15 protein-coding genes are annotated in these 16,012 nt (G+C 32.5%); 9 read left to right on the top strand and 6 right to left on the bottom strand.

Annotated features, from left to right (window positions below):
* The first annotated feature begins 81 nt into the window (after positions 1-81).
* The 9 genes from BM153_RS09645 to BM153_RS09685 all read left to right on the top strand — a co-directional run bounded on the left by BM153_RS09645 (position 82) and on the right by BM153_RS09685 (position 9,389).
* Positions 82-939, top strand: coding sequence for a transporter substrate-binding domain-containing protein (locus BM153_RS09645; RefSeq protein ID WP_092873248.1), 858 nt, complete (start codon positions 82-84; stop codon positions 937-939).
* Between the two features lie 49 nt (positions 940-988).
* On the top strand, positions 989-1,774 hold the full coding sequence (locus BM153_RS09650; protein WP_207649031.1) for an amino acid ABC transporter permease: 786 nt from the start codon (positions 989-991) through the stop codon (positions 1,772-1,774).
* Positions 1,771-2,532: an amino acid ABC transporter ATP-binding protein gene (locus BM153_RS09655; protein ID WP_092873169.1), complete on the top strand. Its 762-nt coding sequence runs from the start codon at positions 1,771-1,773 to the stop codon at positions 2,530-2,532. The genes BM153_RS09650 and BM153_RS09655 overlap by 4 nt, the downstream gene beginning before the upstream one ends.
* 144 nt (positions 2,533-2,676) lie before the next feature.
* Entirely contained in the window at positions 2,677-3,942 is a 1,266-nt protein-coding gene (locus BM153_RS09660; protein WP_092873171.1) for a hypothetical protein, read from the top strand.
* Positions 3,943-4,005: 63 nt separating this feature from the next.
* The gene (locus tag BM153_RS09665) at positions 4,006-5,064 is read left to right on the top strand and encodes a hypothetical protein (RefSeq protein WP_092873173.1); all 1,059 of its coding nucleotides are present in this window, start codon (positions 4,006-4,008) and stop codon (positions 5,062-5,064) included.
* Between the two features lie 177 nt (positions 5,065-5,241).
* Positions 5,242-7,200 (top strand): asparagine synthase-related protein, encoded by a 1,959-nt coding sequence (locus BM153_RS09670; protein WP_092873175.1) that lies wholly within the window; start codon positions 5,242-5,244, stop codon positions 7,198-7,200.
* Positions 7,201-7,363: 163 nt separating this feature from the next.
* Positions 7,364-7,567 carry a hypothetical protein gene (locus BM153_RS09675; protein ID WP_092873177.1) on the top strand — a complete coding sequence of 68 codons (204 nt, stop codon included), beginning with the start codon at positions 7,364-7,366 and terminating at the stop codon, positions 7,565-7,567.
* A 469-nt stretch (positions 7,568-8,036) separates the two neighbouring features.
* A complete protein-coding gene (locus tag BM153_RS09680) occupies positions 8,037-8,954 on the top strand; it encodes a phosphoenolpyruvate carboxykinase (ATP) (protein ID WP_092873179.1) in 918 nt (305 codons plus the stop codon).
* Between the two features lie 18 nt (positions 8,955-8,972).
* Entirely contained in the window at positions 8,973-9,389 is a 417-nt protein-coding gene (locus tag BM153_RS09685) for a lasso peptide biosynthesis B2 protein (RefSeq protein WP_092873181.1), read from the top strand.
* Between the two features lie 57 nt (positions 9,390-9,446).
* Here BM153_RS09685 and BM153_RS09690 read toward each other — a convergent pair whose 3' ends face one another.
* From BM153_RS09690 to BM153_RS09715, 6 genes are all read right to left on the bottom strand, one after another.
* A complete protein-coding gene (locus BM153_RS09690; RefSeq protein ID WP_092873183.1) occupies positions 9,447-9,857 on the bottom strand; it encodes an HIT family protein in 411 nt (136 codons plus the stop codon).
* Positions 9,858-9,868: 11 nt separating this feature from the next.
* Positions 9,869-10,885, bottom strand: a complete 1,017-nt coding sequence (locus BM153_RS09695; protein ID WP_092873185.1) for an SCP2 sterol-binding domain-containing protein — start codon at positions 10,883-10,885, stop codon at positions 9,869-9,871.
* Between the two features lies 1 nt (position 10,886).
* Positions 10,887-12,035: a rhomboid family intramembrane serine protease gene (locus BM153_RS14000; protein WP_242949113.1), complete on the bottom strand. Its 1,149-nt coding sequence runs from the start codon at positions 12,033-12,035 to the stop codon at positions 10,887-10,889.
* A 180-nt stretch (positions 12,036-12,215) separates the two neighbouring features.
* On the bottom strand, positions 12,216-14,243 hold the full coding sequence (locus BM153_RS09705; protein ID WP_242949114.1) for an N-acetylmuramoyl-L-alanine amidase: 2,028 nt from the start codon (positions 14,241-14,243) through the stop codon (positions 12,216-12,218).
* Positions 14,244-14,258: 15 nt separating this feature from the next.
* A complete protein-coding gene (locus BM153_RS09710) occupies positions 14,259-15,386 on the bottom strand; it encodes an N-acetylmuramoyl-L-alanine amidase (RefSeq protein ID WP_242949115.1) in 1,128 nt (375 codons plus the stop codon).
* Between the two features lie 158 nt (positions 15,387-15,544).
* Complete coding sequence (locus tag BM153_RS09715; protein ID WP_092873187.1) at positions 15,545-15,973, bottom strand: MarR family winged helix-turn-helix transcriptional regulator; 429 nt, start codon at positions 15,971-15,973, stop codon at positions 15,545-15,547.
* Positions 15,974-16,012 lie beyond the last annotated feature (39 nt).

Genomic DNA, 16,012 nt, shown 5'->3' on the forward strand with positions numbered 1-16,012 from the left:
TTCGGCGAAGATGCCGGCTTTTATGGGAATTTTTTGCTTTTACAACAGGTACATCAAATAATAAAAAGCGAGGTGTTTTATATGAAAAAGAAATTTATGAAACTTTGCAGCCTTGTTATGGTTGCAGCAATTACCCTTTCTTTAGCCGGATGTGGCAATAATAATTCAGGTAATTCAAGCAGTTCGGAAAAATCCGAAGAGGATGTATTAAAAGTAGGTATGGAATGTGCATATGCTCCTTTTAACTGGACTCAGACAGATGATTCCAACGATGCTGTAGAAATCGAAGGCGGTGGATATGCCAGCGGTTATGATGTTATGATTGCCAAAAAAATTGCTGATGGCTTAGGAAAAAAACTTGTAATCGTAAAAACCGAATGGGATGGATTAAGTCCTGCCATTACTTCCGGAAAAATCGATATGATTATTGCCGGTATGTCAGCTACTTCAGAACGTAAAGAAACCCTTGACTTTTCTGACAATTACTACACTTCTGATTTAGTTGTGGTTGTAAAAAAAGATGGTGATTTCGCAAAGGCAAAAACTATCAATGATTTCAAAGGAGCTAAAATTACAGCTCAGCTTAATACTTTCCACTACACTGTAATCGACCAAATGAAGGATGTTGATAAGCAAACCGCTTTAGAAAACTTCCCTGATATGATTGTTGCTTTACAATCAGGTAAAATCGACGGATATATTTCCGAAAAACCGGGTGCGCTTTCAGCTGTTGCTGCAAACGATGACCTTTCCTATGTTGAATTTGGTGAAGGTGACGGTTTTGAATACAACACTGATGAAGTATCCATCGCTGTAGGTCTTAAAAAAGGAAGCGAGCTTACTGATAAAGTTAACGATATCCTTTCAGAAATCTCTGAGGATGATAGAGACGAAATGATGAAAGAAGCTATCAAAACTCAGCCGGTAAATGCGAATTAATTAATAAAAATATATATGATTTGAATTAACTAGAAGGAGCAAATTATTTATGGAGTCAAAAACTTTTTGGGACTGGGTCAGTGTAATTCTTGATCAATACTGGCCGATGTTCCTGCAAGGTGCCGGTGTGACCATGCTCATTGCCATGGTTGGTACTATTTTAGGATTTATTATTGGATTGATTGTTGCATCAATAAGGACAATTCCTGTTCGTCCACAGGATCATCAGGTAAAAAAAGCTGTTATGTCAGTTGTTAATTTCCTTATTGCAGTTTATGTTGAGGTATTTCGTGGTACCCCTATGATGGTTCAGGCTATGATTGTTTATTATGGTCTTATGGAGGCATTTAATATTGACCTTGCCCCACTTACCGCAGCATTTTTAATCGTTTCAATAAATACCGGAGCTTATATGGCAGAGATTGTCCGCGGTGGAATTGACTCTGTAGATGATGGACAGTTTGATGCTGCCCACGCTATTGGAATGACTCATTGGCAGACAATGTTTAATGTTGTTTTACCACAGGCCATAAGAAATATCTTACCTGCCATTGGAAATGAATTTGTCATTAATATAAAGGATACCTCCGTACTTAATGTAATTTCCGTTTCCGAATTGTTCTTTGTTACAAAGACAGTAAAAGGTATAGCCCTTAGAACTTTTGAAACTTTCTTTATCGCTGGTATTGTTTACCTGGTGCTTACATTCACAGTTACCAGAATTTTAAGATATATAGAGAAGAAAATGGATGGTTCAGATTCGTATACCATCATGTCTTCTTCCACAATGCCGGAAAACGGACTTAAAATTAAAGGAGGCTTTGAAAACAGATGAGTGAACAGCATAATAACAAAAATACAGTTATTGAAATAAAAGGACTCAAAAAAAATTTTGGGGAAAGAGAAATCTTAAAAGGCATTAATTTTGATGTTCACTATGGCGAAGTCGTTTCTCTTATTGGTTCTAGTGGTTCTGGAAAATCAACTCTTTTAAGATGTATAAATCTTTTAGAGTATCCAAGCGGTGGAGAAATATATTTCCATGGAAACAATGTTTTAACAAAAGGCTATGATATTACAAAATACCGTGCAAAACTTGGTATGGTATTTCAATCCTTTAATCTTTTTGAAAATAAAACTGTTTTGGACAATTGTATGTTGGGACAGATGAAGGTTTTGAAAATTGACAAAGAAACAGCCAGAAAAACTTCTCTTAAATATCTGGAAAAGGTTGGTATGAAAGAATACATCAATGCAAAACCACGCCAGTTATCCGGTGGTCAAAAACAGCGTGTTGCCATTGCAAGAGCTCTTTCCATGGAACCGGAAGCCTTATTATTTGATGAGCCGACTTCCGCTTTGGACCCGGAGATGGTAGGCGAAGTTATGAAGGTTATAAAAGATCTTGCTGACAGCGGTCTTACAATGATAGTTGTAACCCACGAAATGCAGTTTGCCAAAGAGGTTTCAAACAGGGTAGTATTTATGAATGAGGGAGTTATCCTCGAAGATGACACCCCGGAAAATATTTTCAATGCCCCAAAACATCAAAGAACAAAGGAATTTTTAAGCAGATCATTAAATCAATACTAGAATAAAAAAAGGAGCTTAGGCTCCTTTTTTTTGTATTTTTTCTTTATAACTCTTAATTTTCTTCAAAAAACTAAGAATCCAATATAAATCTTACGATAAGAAAATAAATGATTTTATAATAAAGTTTTTATTTAGGAGGTCAAAATGAACAAACTTAGAAAATATTTTTTTGTAATGTTATCAATGTTAATTGTTTTATCATTTAATTACATGTGTGTGTTTGCGAAAGAAACTATCTCTTTAAAAGAAGTATCTGGTTTGTCAGATGATACATATAATGAAAAGGTTCCTGAAGAAACCAGAACAGCGAATTATCAAATTTTTGAAGATAATTTCAAATCAGCTAATGATTATTTAAGATACAATTTTTCTTTAGATTTTTCTAAAATGGACTCTGCAGCTGTATGTTTAGTTAGAAAAGGTTATGTTGGAGCTCGAATTAAAGTTTTTGATGAAAAAGGAAATCAAATACTACAAAAGGAAGTCGGTTATAGACATGCAAAAAATTGGGGATTTATTGATAAGCCATCAGCTGATGCCACGATTTGCAATTATACAATTACGGTTACACCGATTTCGTATCAGAATAAAGCAAGTAATTTTAGAATAATTGTAGGTGATAAAAAAGATACTGAGTTGATGATGAGCGGAAAAGATAATGCTGTATTATTGGACGAGTATTGTGAATCAAAAGTAAATTTAGAAAATAATCAATATGTTCCTAATGTTGGAGAATATTGGTTCAAATTTACAAAATCAACTAGAAGCGTTATAACTGTCCTAAGTAATGTTTATAATATTCATTTTAAAGTTTTAAAGGCTAGTAACTTATTTCCTGAGTATGATTCCTCATTAGATAACAAATCACATAAGACCTCTTTTTTAGGAAATGGACCATGGAAATGTGCGGAAAAAAGCGATTTAACAGACATTATTGATTTTGACGAATATTACTTAGTAGTTTATTCCGAAAATCCACAAAATGGATTATTTTTAAAAACAGGAACTATGGCTACCGCAGTAGGGAATCCCGTTATGTCTCCTGGAAACATTACCATATCACCAAATATTCATATGAAAATTAATAATTCTCGTTATACACCATTATATTTTAATTTTAACCAAATAACTTATTTACCAAATACAGCCCAAGCTATTGATGTTAATCTCGAAGACGTACGTTTATCATATGTGGACAGTTGGAAAATAAAGACACCAGATAAGCCGTATTGGTTTACAAGCCCGCCAACAGGTTATCAAAAAATTGATATGAATTTTGTCAAAGACTCTCTTAACAATGTTAGTCTAAATGGAACTTGGTGTGCAAGTATTAAGGCAAGTAGTTCATATAAAAATCTTACTATTACCCCTAGTTTTTATATCTCTTACTACTATGAATTTGGTGATTAAACATGCAATTTACAATGCTACTAACATACATCAACATTTCTTTTATTCAGGGAGGTATACGTAATGAATATAGAAAGTCTAAACTTGTACAATACGGATAACATTTCCGTTTATAATAATCCTATAAATAAAAATCATTCCGATACACTTTTATCAAGAAATGAACAAAATTTTGACACTTATGAAAAGAGCGAAAATATAGACTGTTACGAAAACTATTCTAAATACCGAGAGAAATTTAGTATGCCAGAAAGTATCTTTTCAGACCACTATGCCTGGGATATGCAAACAAAAATAGCATATTACATGAATGATTTTTATTCAGGTAAGGTGAGCCAAAGTGATTTGGAAAATTTTTTTAAGAAATGTTGTGAGTCAATGCGTATTTACAGAACCCAAAAACATCAAACTACCGGAAATAATTTAAATGATAATAAACAAATCCTTAGTCAAATGTATGAATTTTTTGCTATGGATAACTTGAGAGCAGCTAATCGTGCAAACGAAATCGAAGGTGATATACAAACTCAAAAATATGGAGGCGTCCAGCGTTACTTGGTATATTACAATTCCGATTATTATTATAAATGTCAGGACACAAAAATGTTACTAAGAGATTTTTTAAAAAATGTAGAAGGTGATTGGGATTTACCCTCAATAGACCCACAAAAAATCGAAGATAATTCAAGAAAACATTATGCCGATGGAAAATTTAGTTTTAACATTCTATGGAACGATACATTTAAATCCTCCCTTAAAAATGCTAAAATTGAAAATGTAAATTTTGTTCCTCCCAAAAATTTTAAACTTTTTTTTAACATAAATGCTTCAAATGGTGACAGGATATTAAATATATGTTCTGACAAGGATAATTATGACTTTGATGCTCCGTTTACAATTGGTTACTATGGAATTTTGGGTACACAGGAATTTGACTTAAATGAGCTCTTGTCTGAATTATCTATATCTAAAAAAAGCAAAAATCAAAAATCTCAAAAAGACATCTTTATTGGGTTACCAGTATTAACAAAGTGGTATTCTTTTAAGAGCAATAAGAATCATTTTTGGGGTATTATGTACTATGTAGAAGGAGATAGAAAATATCATTTTAAATCTTTCTAAAAAACGTGGCTGTCGTATTAATGCGATAGCCTTTTATAGTTGCTTATTTTTGAAAATGAAAAAAAGCCTCACATCATAAAATAATTTAGCGCGCTATAAAAGGTTTGTTTTTACTCGAAACTTGTATATTATATAAGAAAAGCACCTATTTCATATATTAATTAAAGGAGAGTTTTTATGTCAGCCATATGGGGTATTATTTCAAATAATATAAGCGAAAATAATTTAACCTTGCAGATAGATGCCATGTCAGCTATCTATGAAAACCGTTGCAAACTGGATAAAATAAACCATATAAAAGAAAATGATATTGCTTTTTGTTGCGGTTTACAATTCATTACCAAAGAGTCAGAAAATGAAACTTTACCCTATTATGATAAAGAAAGGGACATTTTTTTTACTGCCGACTGCCTTCTTGATAACAGAACTGAATTAATTAAAAAGTTAAGTATCAAGGATACCGAAATATGTGATGGTATGATTATTTACAAAGCCTTTCTAAAATACGGGATTGATTGTCTGAAGTATTTAGAGGGACTTTTTTCCATTGCCATTTACGATAATAAGAAAAAAACTTTCTACCTTGCTGCTGATAAACTTTCGCAAAGGTCAATCTATTATTATGTAAATGATGGAAATATCTATTTTTCCACCCTTATTGACCCTGTTTTACAGGCGAATCCAAACTTAAAAATAAACGAAAATTACTTAAAAGACTTTCTTTTAGCTCCGGGAATGATGCCAAATATTGTTGCAGGTGAAACTCCTTACGATAATATTTTTCAGATTATCGCATCTTCTTATATTAAGATAGAAAATGAAGAAGTAAGTAAAGTAAAATACTTTAATATTTTAGATAATATCTCTATTTCCAATATTAGAAATGAAAAAGAAGTTGCCAAAAGATTTGTTAAAGTATATTCAGATTGCGTAAAATCAGCCCTCAGATGCCAAAAGGAAGTGGCAATAAGTCTTAGCAGCGGTCTTGATTCTTCAAGCGTTGCAGCCTTATCATCCCTGGAATTAAGCAGGAAAAACAAAAAGCTTTTTTCATTTACCTATGTAAATTATGAAAAACCACCTTTAAACAGAAAGAATTATTTTATAAATGACGAAACCGACCTGGTAAAAAAATTAATTGAGCTTTATCCAAATATTATTCCTGAATTTGTGAATAATGAAGGGAAGAATTCTATCTTAGAAATACCTGAAATATTAAAAATCATGGAAATCCCCTTTAAAGCCACAGTTAATCTGCCTAACCTTTATGAAATATATAAAAAAGCATATGAAAAAAACTGCAGAATAGTTTTAACAGGTCAATTCGGAAACAGTACTGTTTCCTATGGTGATATTCAAAATGTGCTCTATGACCTGTATACTAACAAAAAGTATATTAAATTTCTCAAGTGTCTAAACGGATATTGTACAAATGTTGTACCTCAAAGCAGAAAAAGGGCACTTTTAGATACCATAAAACATTTTACAAATATCAAAAGAAAATCAACTATTGACATTGATACAAATAATTTAACGGATAATCCACTTTTAGCTAAAGATATACACAAAAATTATTCTATAATTGACCGCTTTGGGGATACTGATTTTATACAAAAGCTTTCGGGACTGCCTGAAGACCATATCAGCTACCAAAGTAATCTTACTTTACCTGCATCCTATGCCTATATTGGTTCATATGAAACAAAACTTGGCCTAGCCTGTGGCATTGTAGTTAGAGATCCTACAAGAGATATACGCCTGCAAAAATTCTGTTTAAGCCTTCCATTTCATTTTTTTGCCTTCAATGGAAATGTAAGATGGCTTATTCGTGGTGCAATGCATGATTTTTTACCAAAAGAATATGTAGATGTCTGGCCAAGATACGGCTTACAAAACGCCGACTGGCATATAAGAATAATTAGAGATTGGAAAAAAATAAGAGAAAAATATTATGACCTGTTTACTAATCCAAAAATGGATAAATATATCGATCAGGCCTCTTGTAATGATTTATTAGAGTTTTTAGATAATGTTTCTATAAAAGATCTTTATGAAATAGATAAATTTAGTGCTATAGACGAAAGTAAATTACAATATCTATCTTTTGTTATAGTATTATATGAATTTTTACCCTAAAAAAATCATATAATTTTAACTTTATTCCTTCTTATAAATATTCATGTTACTTTATTATCTAACAAATTTGTTATATTCACTTTTCTTTTATCAAATTTGACTATATAATGAGTGGGCGTTGAGTGGAACGCTTTTAAAAAATGTAACTACTAGGAGGAAAGAAATGAAAGCTTGGAAAAAACCTGAAATGGAAGTTTTAAATGTAGCAGCTACAGCACATGCATGGATTGGAATTTATAAAGATGGTGGATATATCGGAGATGGTGAAATCTCAGGACATCTTAGTTGGACAAAACCTGAATCAAACAATAACAACAACAATCCAACTCCAACACCAACTAATAACACACCAGATATGTTTAGCTAATTAGTTAATTTCCACCTCAAATTCTTTAGAATTTGAGGTATTTTTTTATCTCTGTTATTAAATTTTTATAAATTATATTTATATATTTTATATTTAATTTATTATTCTAACAATTCTCCTCTTACTCTTTACAGTACTTATGCCACAGTCTATAATAATTTAGGTTATATAAATAAAATTCTGCATGAAATGAATGTGGCTCATTCTTATTGCAGAGATAAGTTAAAAAATGTTCTGATTCTAGAACATGTGAAACACATTTATATTTCTTTCTTCAATCAACACCTTGTGTTGATAATTATTTCTTCAATTCTATTAAAGGGGCAGAACTTCAGGTTCTGTCCTTTTATATATTCCTAACTTGACTAATTTTCTTCTTCCATATATCATACAGATTGTAATCAAAAACATATTGTCTAAATAAATATAGCAGACGGTTTTGTCTGCTATAAATTATCATTGAGGAAAAATGGAAAAATATTATTATACCGTTTACGGAGAAAATATCGAATGTGATTTTGAAATTCCTGAATTGGTTTCGATTCCCCCAGATAGTGATATTACGATACACATCTGTTTAGAGGATATTCCACCGGAGATTTTAGCCGGTCAAAATAGCATAAAAGATGTCTTGGCTACGCCAAAGCTTTGTTGCTTTGAAATTGAATCGGTAGGCTATTATTTCATTCAGGAGGGAAAACGAATCAGTATTCAATGTAATAAAGATTTTGACCCTTACAAGAGAAAAATATTTACACTAGGCTCTGCTTTAGGTATTGCCATGATATTAAAAGGACGCATTCCTATTCACGGAGGAACGGTTGTTCAAAATGATAAAGCAGTAATTATCACCGGAGATGCCGGTGCCGGTAAATCCACCATTTCCACAGCTCTTCGCCTTGACGGTATGGGATTTTTAGCCGATGATGTCTCTGTATTAGATAAGAAAAGTGATAATAACTGGATTGTTGAACCAGCCTATCCTCAGCAAAAACTTTGCAGGGATGCCGCTGTTTCATTTGGATATGAACTTTCTGATTTAATTTATATTGACGAAGAAAGGGATAAATTTGCAGTCAGATTCAGTGAAGGCTTTGTCAACAAGGGACTTCCCCTTAAAGCTTTTGTAGAGCTTAATTTAGGAGAAGATAATCAAAAAGAAGACCTTATTATATCTGAAATCCTAGGTACCGATAAAATAAAGTGTATGCTTAAAAATACCTATCGCAGCTTTATTTTTAACATGATTGGATTTGCCCCGGCTCTTATGAAAAATTATATTGAAATTCTAAATCAGACTCCCATTTATAAAATAACCAGAAAACCGGGAGTGGATACCACAAAAAAGATTATCAATATGATACGGGGACTTGACGAGCTAAAATAATACACACCAGGAGAAAGAATGAAATCATTAAAAACTGCCAGAATCAACATTATTTTATATATTTTAATGGGCTTTTATCGCCTTCAAATTTTGCTTATTTCTTCAGATAAACTTAGAAAGCACTGGGGAAAGGAAGGTGAAGAATCCCCAAAAACCGAACCCATAGACCATTATTATTATGCAAGATATATCTGTAAACATATTGATAAAATCTCAAAAAAAACCCCCTGGGAAAGTAAATGCCTGGTTCAGGCTCTTACAGCCAGATTTCTTCTAAATCGTAAACATATTAACAATACTCTTTATTTAGGGGTTGGAAGAGATGAAAGCGGAAAAATGGTTGCCCATGCCTGGATTCGCACCGGAGAAGCATTTGTTACCGGTGGAAACGGAGAAGGCTATGGTAAGGTTGCCAGCTTTGCAAATATTTTCTGATAACAAAAAAGCTTTTCTTTAGCTTAATGATAAACTAAGGAAAGGCTTTTTTTATTGTTATTCTTTAATTATTTTTACAAGTTCCTGGATTTCTTCATCTGTAATATCCCCCGGATTCCAAAGAATATGGGCTCCATCATTTTTATATCTTGGGATTAAATGCAGATGATAATGTGGTACCGTTTGGCCGGCTGCTTCTTTATTATTCTGAACCACATTAAATCCATCACATTTTAGTGCTTTTGTCATTTTTTCTACCATTTTTTTAGAAAGCACTGCCACTTTTTTAAGAGTTTCCTCGTCGATTTCGTATAAATCCTCAAAATGATTTTTTGGTAATATTAATGCATGTCCTTTTGTCGCCGGTCCCCTGTCTAATATTACTCTGAAATCTTCATCTTCATACAAGGTTCCTGATGGAATCTCTCCTGCTGCTATTTTGCAAAAAATACAATCATCCTTTTTCATTTTTTCCTCCTTTAAGCTGATTCTCCCGCTTTTATAATATTAAAACTAAATACTCTGTCTAACTGTCTTAAAACATTAAATTTTCCTCTGGCGCTCATGCTGCCTTCCATAAATGCCCTTTGAAAAGTCATATGTCCGGCGATTATCTCATCAAAAACCTTGGAAGTCATTTTCATAATAACTTCAGTATTTCTTCTTTGAGTACCGTATTCCACATTTAATCCTGCTCCGTCTATTTCCAAAACAATGGATTTGTTCAGGTCAGATACCAAAATAAGATAATTACTCTTATAAGCCTCTGTCGGTCTAAAATGTTTTCTTAAGGAATTAATATATTTATCCTCGTCCTGCTCATCTTTAACCAGCATATCCTTAAACATAGTGGCAAGTTCTTTCAAATCTTCTTTTTGTGTCTTAACAAACTCATCATCTGATACATATTTAGACAGCTGCTCACTTTCCTGTGGTGTAAAATTAATTTTCTTTGTGCGCAAAACATTGGTTTTAACCGCCTGATTACTGGTTGGCAATTCCCTTAATTTTTGAGATATATTCCTGTAAAAATTCTCTGCTTTTTTTTCAATTATCTTGGAATATTCTTTATTCATTTCAAATTCCAAAGGATCACTAACATATCCGCACATTCCCCTTGAAGGAATTCCACCTAATATTTCCCAGGAATTTAAAAGGGTAAGCTCTCCCTCTTTTTCCCCATAGGTAGTGGACATAACCACCGGAAGCATATAAAGTTCGCTTATCTTTTCTTTATCACCATACTGCCAGCAGGCATCTAAAAACTGCTGCATATATCCGCCTATTCCAAACCATTCAACTGTAGATGCCAATATAATTCCATCTGCATTTTTAAAGGTATTTGGCAATGTAACAAGTGAATTTTTCTGTTCGAAAAGATTAAAACGCTCCACCTTAACATTTAATTCCTCGAAAACCATTTGCATTTTTTCTAAAACATACAAAGTCGGATCATCTAAAAATCCTCTTCCCCCATAATAAATGTTAATTTTCATACTATAATTTTAGCCTTTCTTTTGTATTATCATACTTCTTGTTTCCTAATGGTCTGCATAAAACGGCTGCCAAGATTATTCCGCATAAAAGTCCTCCCAAATGAGCGACATTGTCCACACCATCGCTGGTAAAACCTATCAGCAGACTCAAAGCTATCATAAATGTCATTCTTAAAACAGATAATTCTCTGATTTTTCCCTTATTAATTATTGTCACATAAAGCAAAGCTCCGATAACTGAAAAAATAGCTCCGCTTGCACCACCTGATACGGCATTTTCTCCTGATTTATATGCGGCATATAAAGAAATAACATTTCCTCCAATACCACCTAAAATATAAATCATCAAAAACTTAATCTTTCCGTAGGTTCTTTCTAAAATATCTCCGATAAAATACAAAATAAACATGTTGTTAAGCATGTGGTCAATACCAAAATGTACAAACATGCTGGTGAATAAGAGATAATACCTGTGTTCCATTAAAACATAGGGTGGATACATTGCACCGTGAGAAAGCATAAAATCACTTTCCGTGGTATTTCCCAAATATTCCAATAAAGCAAAAATCCCTATGTTAATAAGTATTATCATTACATTAATCACCGGAAAACTTACTTTTCTTCTTACCGGAATAATCACTTCAACTTTTTCGGCATCCTCAAGGGGATTATCCTCAAACTCTACTGCATTTTTAATCTGTTTTTTCAGTGGTCTTGGCTTAATCCAGGGATTATCAGTGGTAAATTCTTCGTCAAATAATCCAAACTCCGAAGGCTGATCATCAAAGATTAAAAGCCTGTGTTTTATACCATCTATAAGCCAGTATTTTATATTTTGAGGCAGTTTTTGACGCATACTTAAGGCATCATCTGCTGCAACCATATATAAAATATCCACATCCGTATTTTGTCTGTCATATTCTATAGGCAGAGTATTATCTTCTTCATCTCTAAAGATGTTTATGATTTTTTTGTTGATAATTTCCAACTGTTCTTTTGTATATTCCTCGCCCTTTTGACAGTCCATCAATACAGCGACATCAATCTGAGGACCAAATTTTCTATAATAGACAGAAATCTGGTGAAGATTTGTCTTGACACTGCTATATAAATTTTCATGCATCACCTGATGCAGCTTAAAAAAATCCATAATTTTTCCTTTCATATAATCAGATTTCTTATAAAAAGGATGTTTACCTCATTTTTATTAAGAAGTCAACTAAAAAGCTTCCTAAAACTCATTATATCATAAGCATTAACTTATAAATAAACATTTTCCATGTTTTTTCATATATTCTTAAAATAATTATCGAAATTTTTCCGGTGATTTTTAATTTCCAAAGTACTGGTCTATTCCATCTGCAATTCCTGAAACTATCTTAAACTGATAAGGCTCTGAAGCCATAAGTAAATCCTCTCTTGGATTGCTCATATAACCCATTTCCACAATGGTTACCGGAACCTGACACCAGTTTATTCCACTCATAGTGTCTGTTTCCCACACATATTCTCTTCTACAGCCTGTACTTTTCACCATATTATCAAGAACATATGTGGATAAAGCCTTACTTTTTTGGTAAAGATGTGAATTATATGGGTTTGACGGCGTCATACATATAGTCATGGCACCATTAGCTGCCGAACTGATAGAACCATTGGCATGAATCCTTATAAAGGCATCTGCATGAGCATTGTTCGCCACTGCCGCCCTTTGACTGTTACTTAGATTTACATCATTAGAGGTTCTAACCATTATTACTTTATAACCTCTTTTGTTAAGCTCGTTTTCTAACTTTAAGGAAACTCTTAAATTCAATTCATATTCAGTAAGACCACTTGCAACTCCGCTGGTTCCCCCGGTAACCTTGGTTTTCATGGTTTTTGCTCCCGGTCCGATAGGCTCAAGAGCAGTATTTGCATATCTTTGATGTCCGGCATCTATTACAATAAGCTTTTTTTGTAAAATTCCATTGGAATCAAAAGTATATTCTTTTCCATCAATAACCTGTTGTCCTGTCAGAGCTCTTCCATCATTGCCAAAATAGCTTCTGTTTCCATTTATATCCACCCATTTATTTCTGGCTGCTTTTCCACTTTCTTCAAAATAATATTTGAAGTTATCCACATATTTTATACAATTTGTAACAGCCCGCCCCTTGCTTTGAAAATAATAATAATCATTATCTACCTTTATTAAACTGTTCAGGGCAGCCTTTCCCTTTTGGGTAAAGTAATAATAATAGGTCTTTCCCTTGATTTTCAAGGATTTTAATGTATTTGTCAAAGCCTTTGCGTTTTTACCAAAAAAGTAATAATTATTTTTATTTCCACTTTTTATTTTCTTAAGGACTTCTTTTATGGCCTTTCCATCTTTACCAAAATAATAATAACTAACTTTTCCCTTAACTTTTATGCTTTTAAATTTGTTTATAAGGGCTCTTGAATTTTTATTAAAATAGTAATAATTAGTGGTTTTTCCTCTTTTTATTGTTTTAAAAGTATTGGTTATTGCTCTTGCATTATTTCCAAAGTAATAATAATTATATTTCTTTCCTGTTTTTATTTTTTTAAGGGTATTACTTATTGCTTTTGCATTGCTTCCAAAATAGTAAACATAGCCCTTATCCCCTGATTTTACGCGTTTTAAGGCATTTGTTACAGCACGGGCATTTCCATTAAAGTAATAATAATTTATACGATTTCCTGTTTTTACCTTTTTAAGGGTTTTCTTTAATGCTTTTCCATTTTTTCCAAAATAGTAAATATAGCTCTTAGCCCCTGATTTTACGCGTTTTAAGGCGTTTATCACCCCTCTTGCATTTTCATTAAAGTAGTAATAGTTGTTTTGTATTTTTTTTAGGCTGTTTCTTATCGCCTTCCCGTTTCCTCCAAAGTAAAACAAGTATTTACCATTTCCATATTTAAGATATTTTAATGTATTTTTTGTAGCTTTTCCGTCTTTTCCAAAGTAATAATAATAGCCTGTATTCCCTGATTTTACGCATTTTAAGGTATTTTGAAGTGCCTTGGCATCTCTTCCAAAATAATAGTAACAGCTTTCATTTCCCTTTTTAATTACTTTTAGGGTATTTGTCAAAGCTTTACCATCCCTGCCAAAATAATAATAGTATTTTTTATTACCTTCAGCTATTATTTTAAAAGTATTTTTTACGGCTTTTCCATCTTCCCCAAAGTAATAATAATCTCCATTAATTTCTTTAAGAACATTTTTTAAATCTGTTTCATCTGAAGTTATTGTATTACTATTTTCCTCAGCCTGAAGTTTAATAGAGTTTATTGGAATCATTGCCATAATAAATACAACAAGTAATATAATTATTGTCCCTTTATTTTTCATAATAACATCCTTTTATCAACTAAAATATACATCAATACCATTTGCTATACCTGTAACTATCTTATTTTGATAGTCCTCACTTGCCATAAGTAAGTCCTCGTTGGCATTTGACATATATCCCATTTCAACTATGGTTACCGGAACCTGACACCAATTTATTCCACTCATAGTATCCGTTTCCCAAACATATTCTTTATTGCATAAGGTCGCCTCTACCAAAGCATCTAATACTGCTGTTGAAAGGGCTTTACTTTGAGAGTATAGATTTCCGTTATAGGGGTTTGATGCAGTTTGACAAATGGTCATTGCCCCATTTGTTGACGAGTTTTCCGAACCGTTTGCATGAATCCTGATAAAAGCATCAGCTCCTGCATTATTGGCAACTGCTGCTCTTTCACTGTTACTGATGTTTACATCATTGCTGGTTCTGACCATTATTACTTCATAGCCTCTTTTTGTTAATTCTGCCTGTAATTTAAGTGCTACCTGCAAATTAAGCTCATATTCATACAAACCGCTGGCAACACCTCTGGTTCCACCGGTTACTTTTGCCTTAGTTTCTGATGCTCCAGGTCCTACAGGCTCTACACTGTCATCTCCTACTCTTTGATGTCCTGCATCAATTACAATAAGCTTATTGCCTGTTTTTTGTACAGTCTGTTCTTCTTCCTTATATTCCTTAAGTAACTGACTGTAAACATATAATTTTTTTTCTTTATAATAAATTACAGACCATTCTCCCTCATCACAAATCTTATCAACCTGCGTATTTCCACTTAACTTTTCAAAAATATCATATTCCTCTCCAGGGCCGTATCTTACATTTACAATATCAGTGGTTTCCATTTTAATTAAAGCATTTACATCTATATCCCCGGCATCATTTCTACTTTCATCAAATCCGGTATTTATATTATTTTCCTCTTTTTGGGATTTATAATTGACCTCATTTTCTTTTTTATCCTTCTTAGTATCACTTTTATCTTCTGTCACTTTTGATTCCTCTTTATCCTTGATCTTTTTTTCTTCTTTGGTGGAAATGTCATTGGTAGTTACTTTTCTCTTTCCACATCCTCCTAACAAACAGCTAAAAATTATCATACAAATAATTGTTAAAAATAATCTCTTGTATCTTTTTTTCATTCTTTTCTCCTTATTCATTGGTTTTTTCTGACTATATTTAACTATAACAGATTTTTACTTATTTTGTTAAAAATTACATATGTTTTACGAAAAAAAGCAGAAGAATTTTTCTCCTGCTCTTATCCTTAATACTATAATAATATTTTTAACCAAATCTCTTAAAAATCCTTCATCATTTTGTGAAGTATCCTATACAAATCGGCCGCATCTTTCTTATCAATACATACACATGAACCCATTTTTTCCGGAATTTCTACAGCCTTATCCCTAAGCTTTTCACCTTCTTCGGTTAAGGAAACAATCAGACTTCTTTCGTCAGTTTTACATCTTTCCCTATTAATATATCCCTTTTTCTCAAGTGTTTTAAGAACTGGTGTTAATGTTCCGGAATCCAAATAAAGAAATTCTCCCATTTCTTTAACTGATAATTTCTTGTGCTCCCAGATAACCATCAAGGTTATATACTGGGTATACGTAATTCCCAATTCATCAAGGAAAGGCTTATATTTCCTTACAACTTCTTTTGCACATGCATATAAAGGAAAGCAAAGCTGATTCTCTAATTTTAGGCAATCATATTTTTCCATAGATATTTTCCTCCAAAACATTTTATACCTTTGACTTTA

The sequence above is a fragment of the Acetitomaculum ruminis DSM 5522 genome (assembly GCF_900112085.1).
Taxonomy (GTDB): Bacteria; Bacillota; Clostridia; order Lachnospirales; family Lachnospiraceae; genus Acetitomaculum; species Acetitomaculum ruminis.

Coding starts and splice junctions, on each gene's coding strand:
- BM153_RS09655 (WP_092873169.1), top strand. CDS start 1,771: ATGAGTGAACAGCATAATAACAAAAATACAGTTATTGAAATAAAAGGA.
- BM153_RS09695 (WP_092873185.1), bottom strand. CDS start 10,885: ATGAAAATTAACATTTATTATGGGGGAAGAGGATTTTTAGATGATCCG.
- BM153_RS09665 (WP_092873173.1), top strand. CDS start 4,006: ATGAATATAGAAAGTCTAAACTTGTACAATACGGATAACATTTCCGTT.
- BM153_RS09685 (WP_092873181.1), top strand. CDS start 8,973: ATGAAATCATTAAAAACTGCCAGAATCAACATTATTTTATATATTTTA.
- BM153_RS14000 (WP_242949113.1), bottom strand. CDS start 12,035: ATGGATTTTTTTAAGCTGCATCAGGTGATGCATGAAAATTTATATAGC.
- BM153_RS09690 (WP_092873183.1), bottom strand. CDS start 9,857: ATGAAAAAGGATGATTGTATTTTTTGCAAAATAGCAGCAGGAGAGATT.
- BM153_RS09645 (WP_092873248.1), top strand. CDS start 82: ATGAAAAAGAAATTTATGAAACTTTGCAGCCTTGTTATGGTTGCAGCA.
- BM153_RS09715 (WP_092873187.1), bottom strand. CDS start 15,973: ATGGAAAAATATGATTGCCTAAAATTAGAGAATCAGCTTTGCTTTCCT.
- BM153_RS09710 (WP_242949115.1), bottom strand. CDS start 15,386: ATGAAAAAAAGATACAAGAGATTATTTTTAACAATTATTTGTATGATA.
- BM153_RS09670 (WP_092873175.1), top strand. CDS start 5,242: ATGTCAGCCATATGGGGTATTATTTCAAATAATATAAGCGAAAATAAT.
- BM153_RS09675 (WP_092873177.1), top strand. CDS start 7,364: ATGAAAGCTTGGAAAAAACCTGAAATGGAAGTTTTAAATGTAGCAGCT.
- BM153_RS09680 (WP_092873179.1), top strand. CDS start 8,037: ATGGAAAAATATTATTATACCGTTTACGGAGAAAATATCGAATGTGAT.
- BM153_RS09650 (WP_207649031.1), top strand. CDS start 989: ATGGAGTCAAAAACTTTTTGGGACTGGGTCAGTGTAATTCTTGATCAA.
- BM153_RS09660 (WP_092873171.1), top strand. CDS start 2,677: ATGAACAAACTTAGAAAATATTTTTTTGTAATGTTATCAATGTTAATT.
- BM153_RS09705 (WP_242949114.1), bottom strand. CDS start 14,243: ATGAAAAATAAAGGGACAATAATTATATTACTTGTTGTATTTATTATG.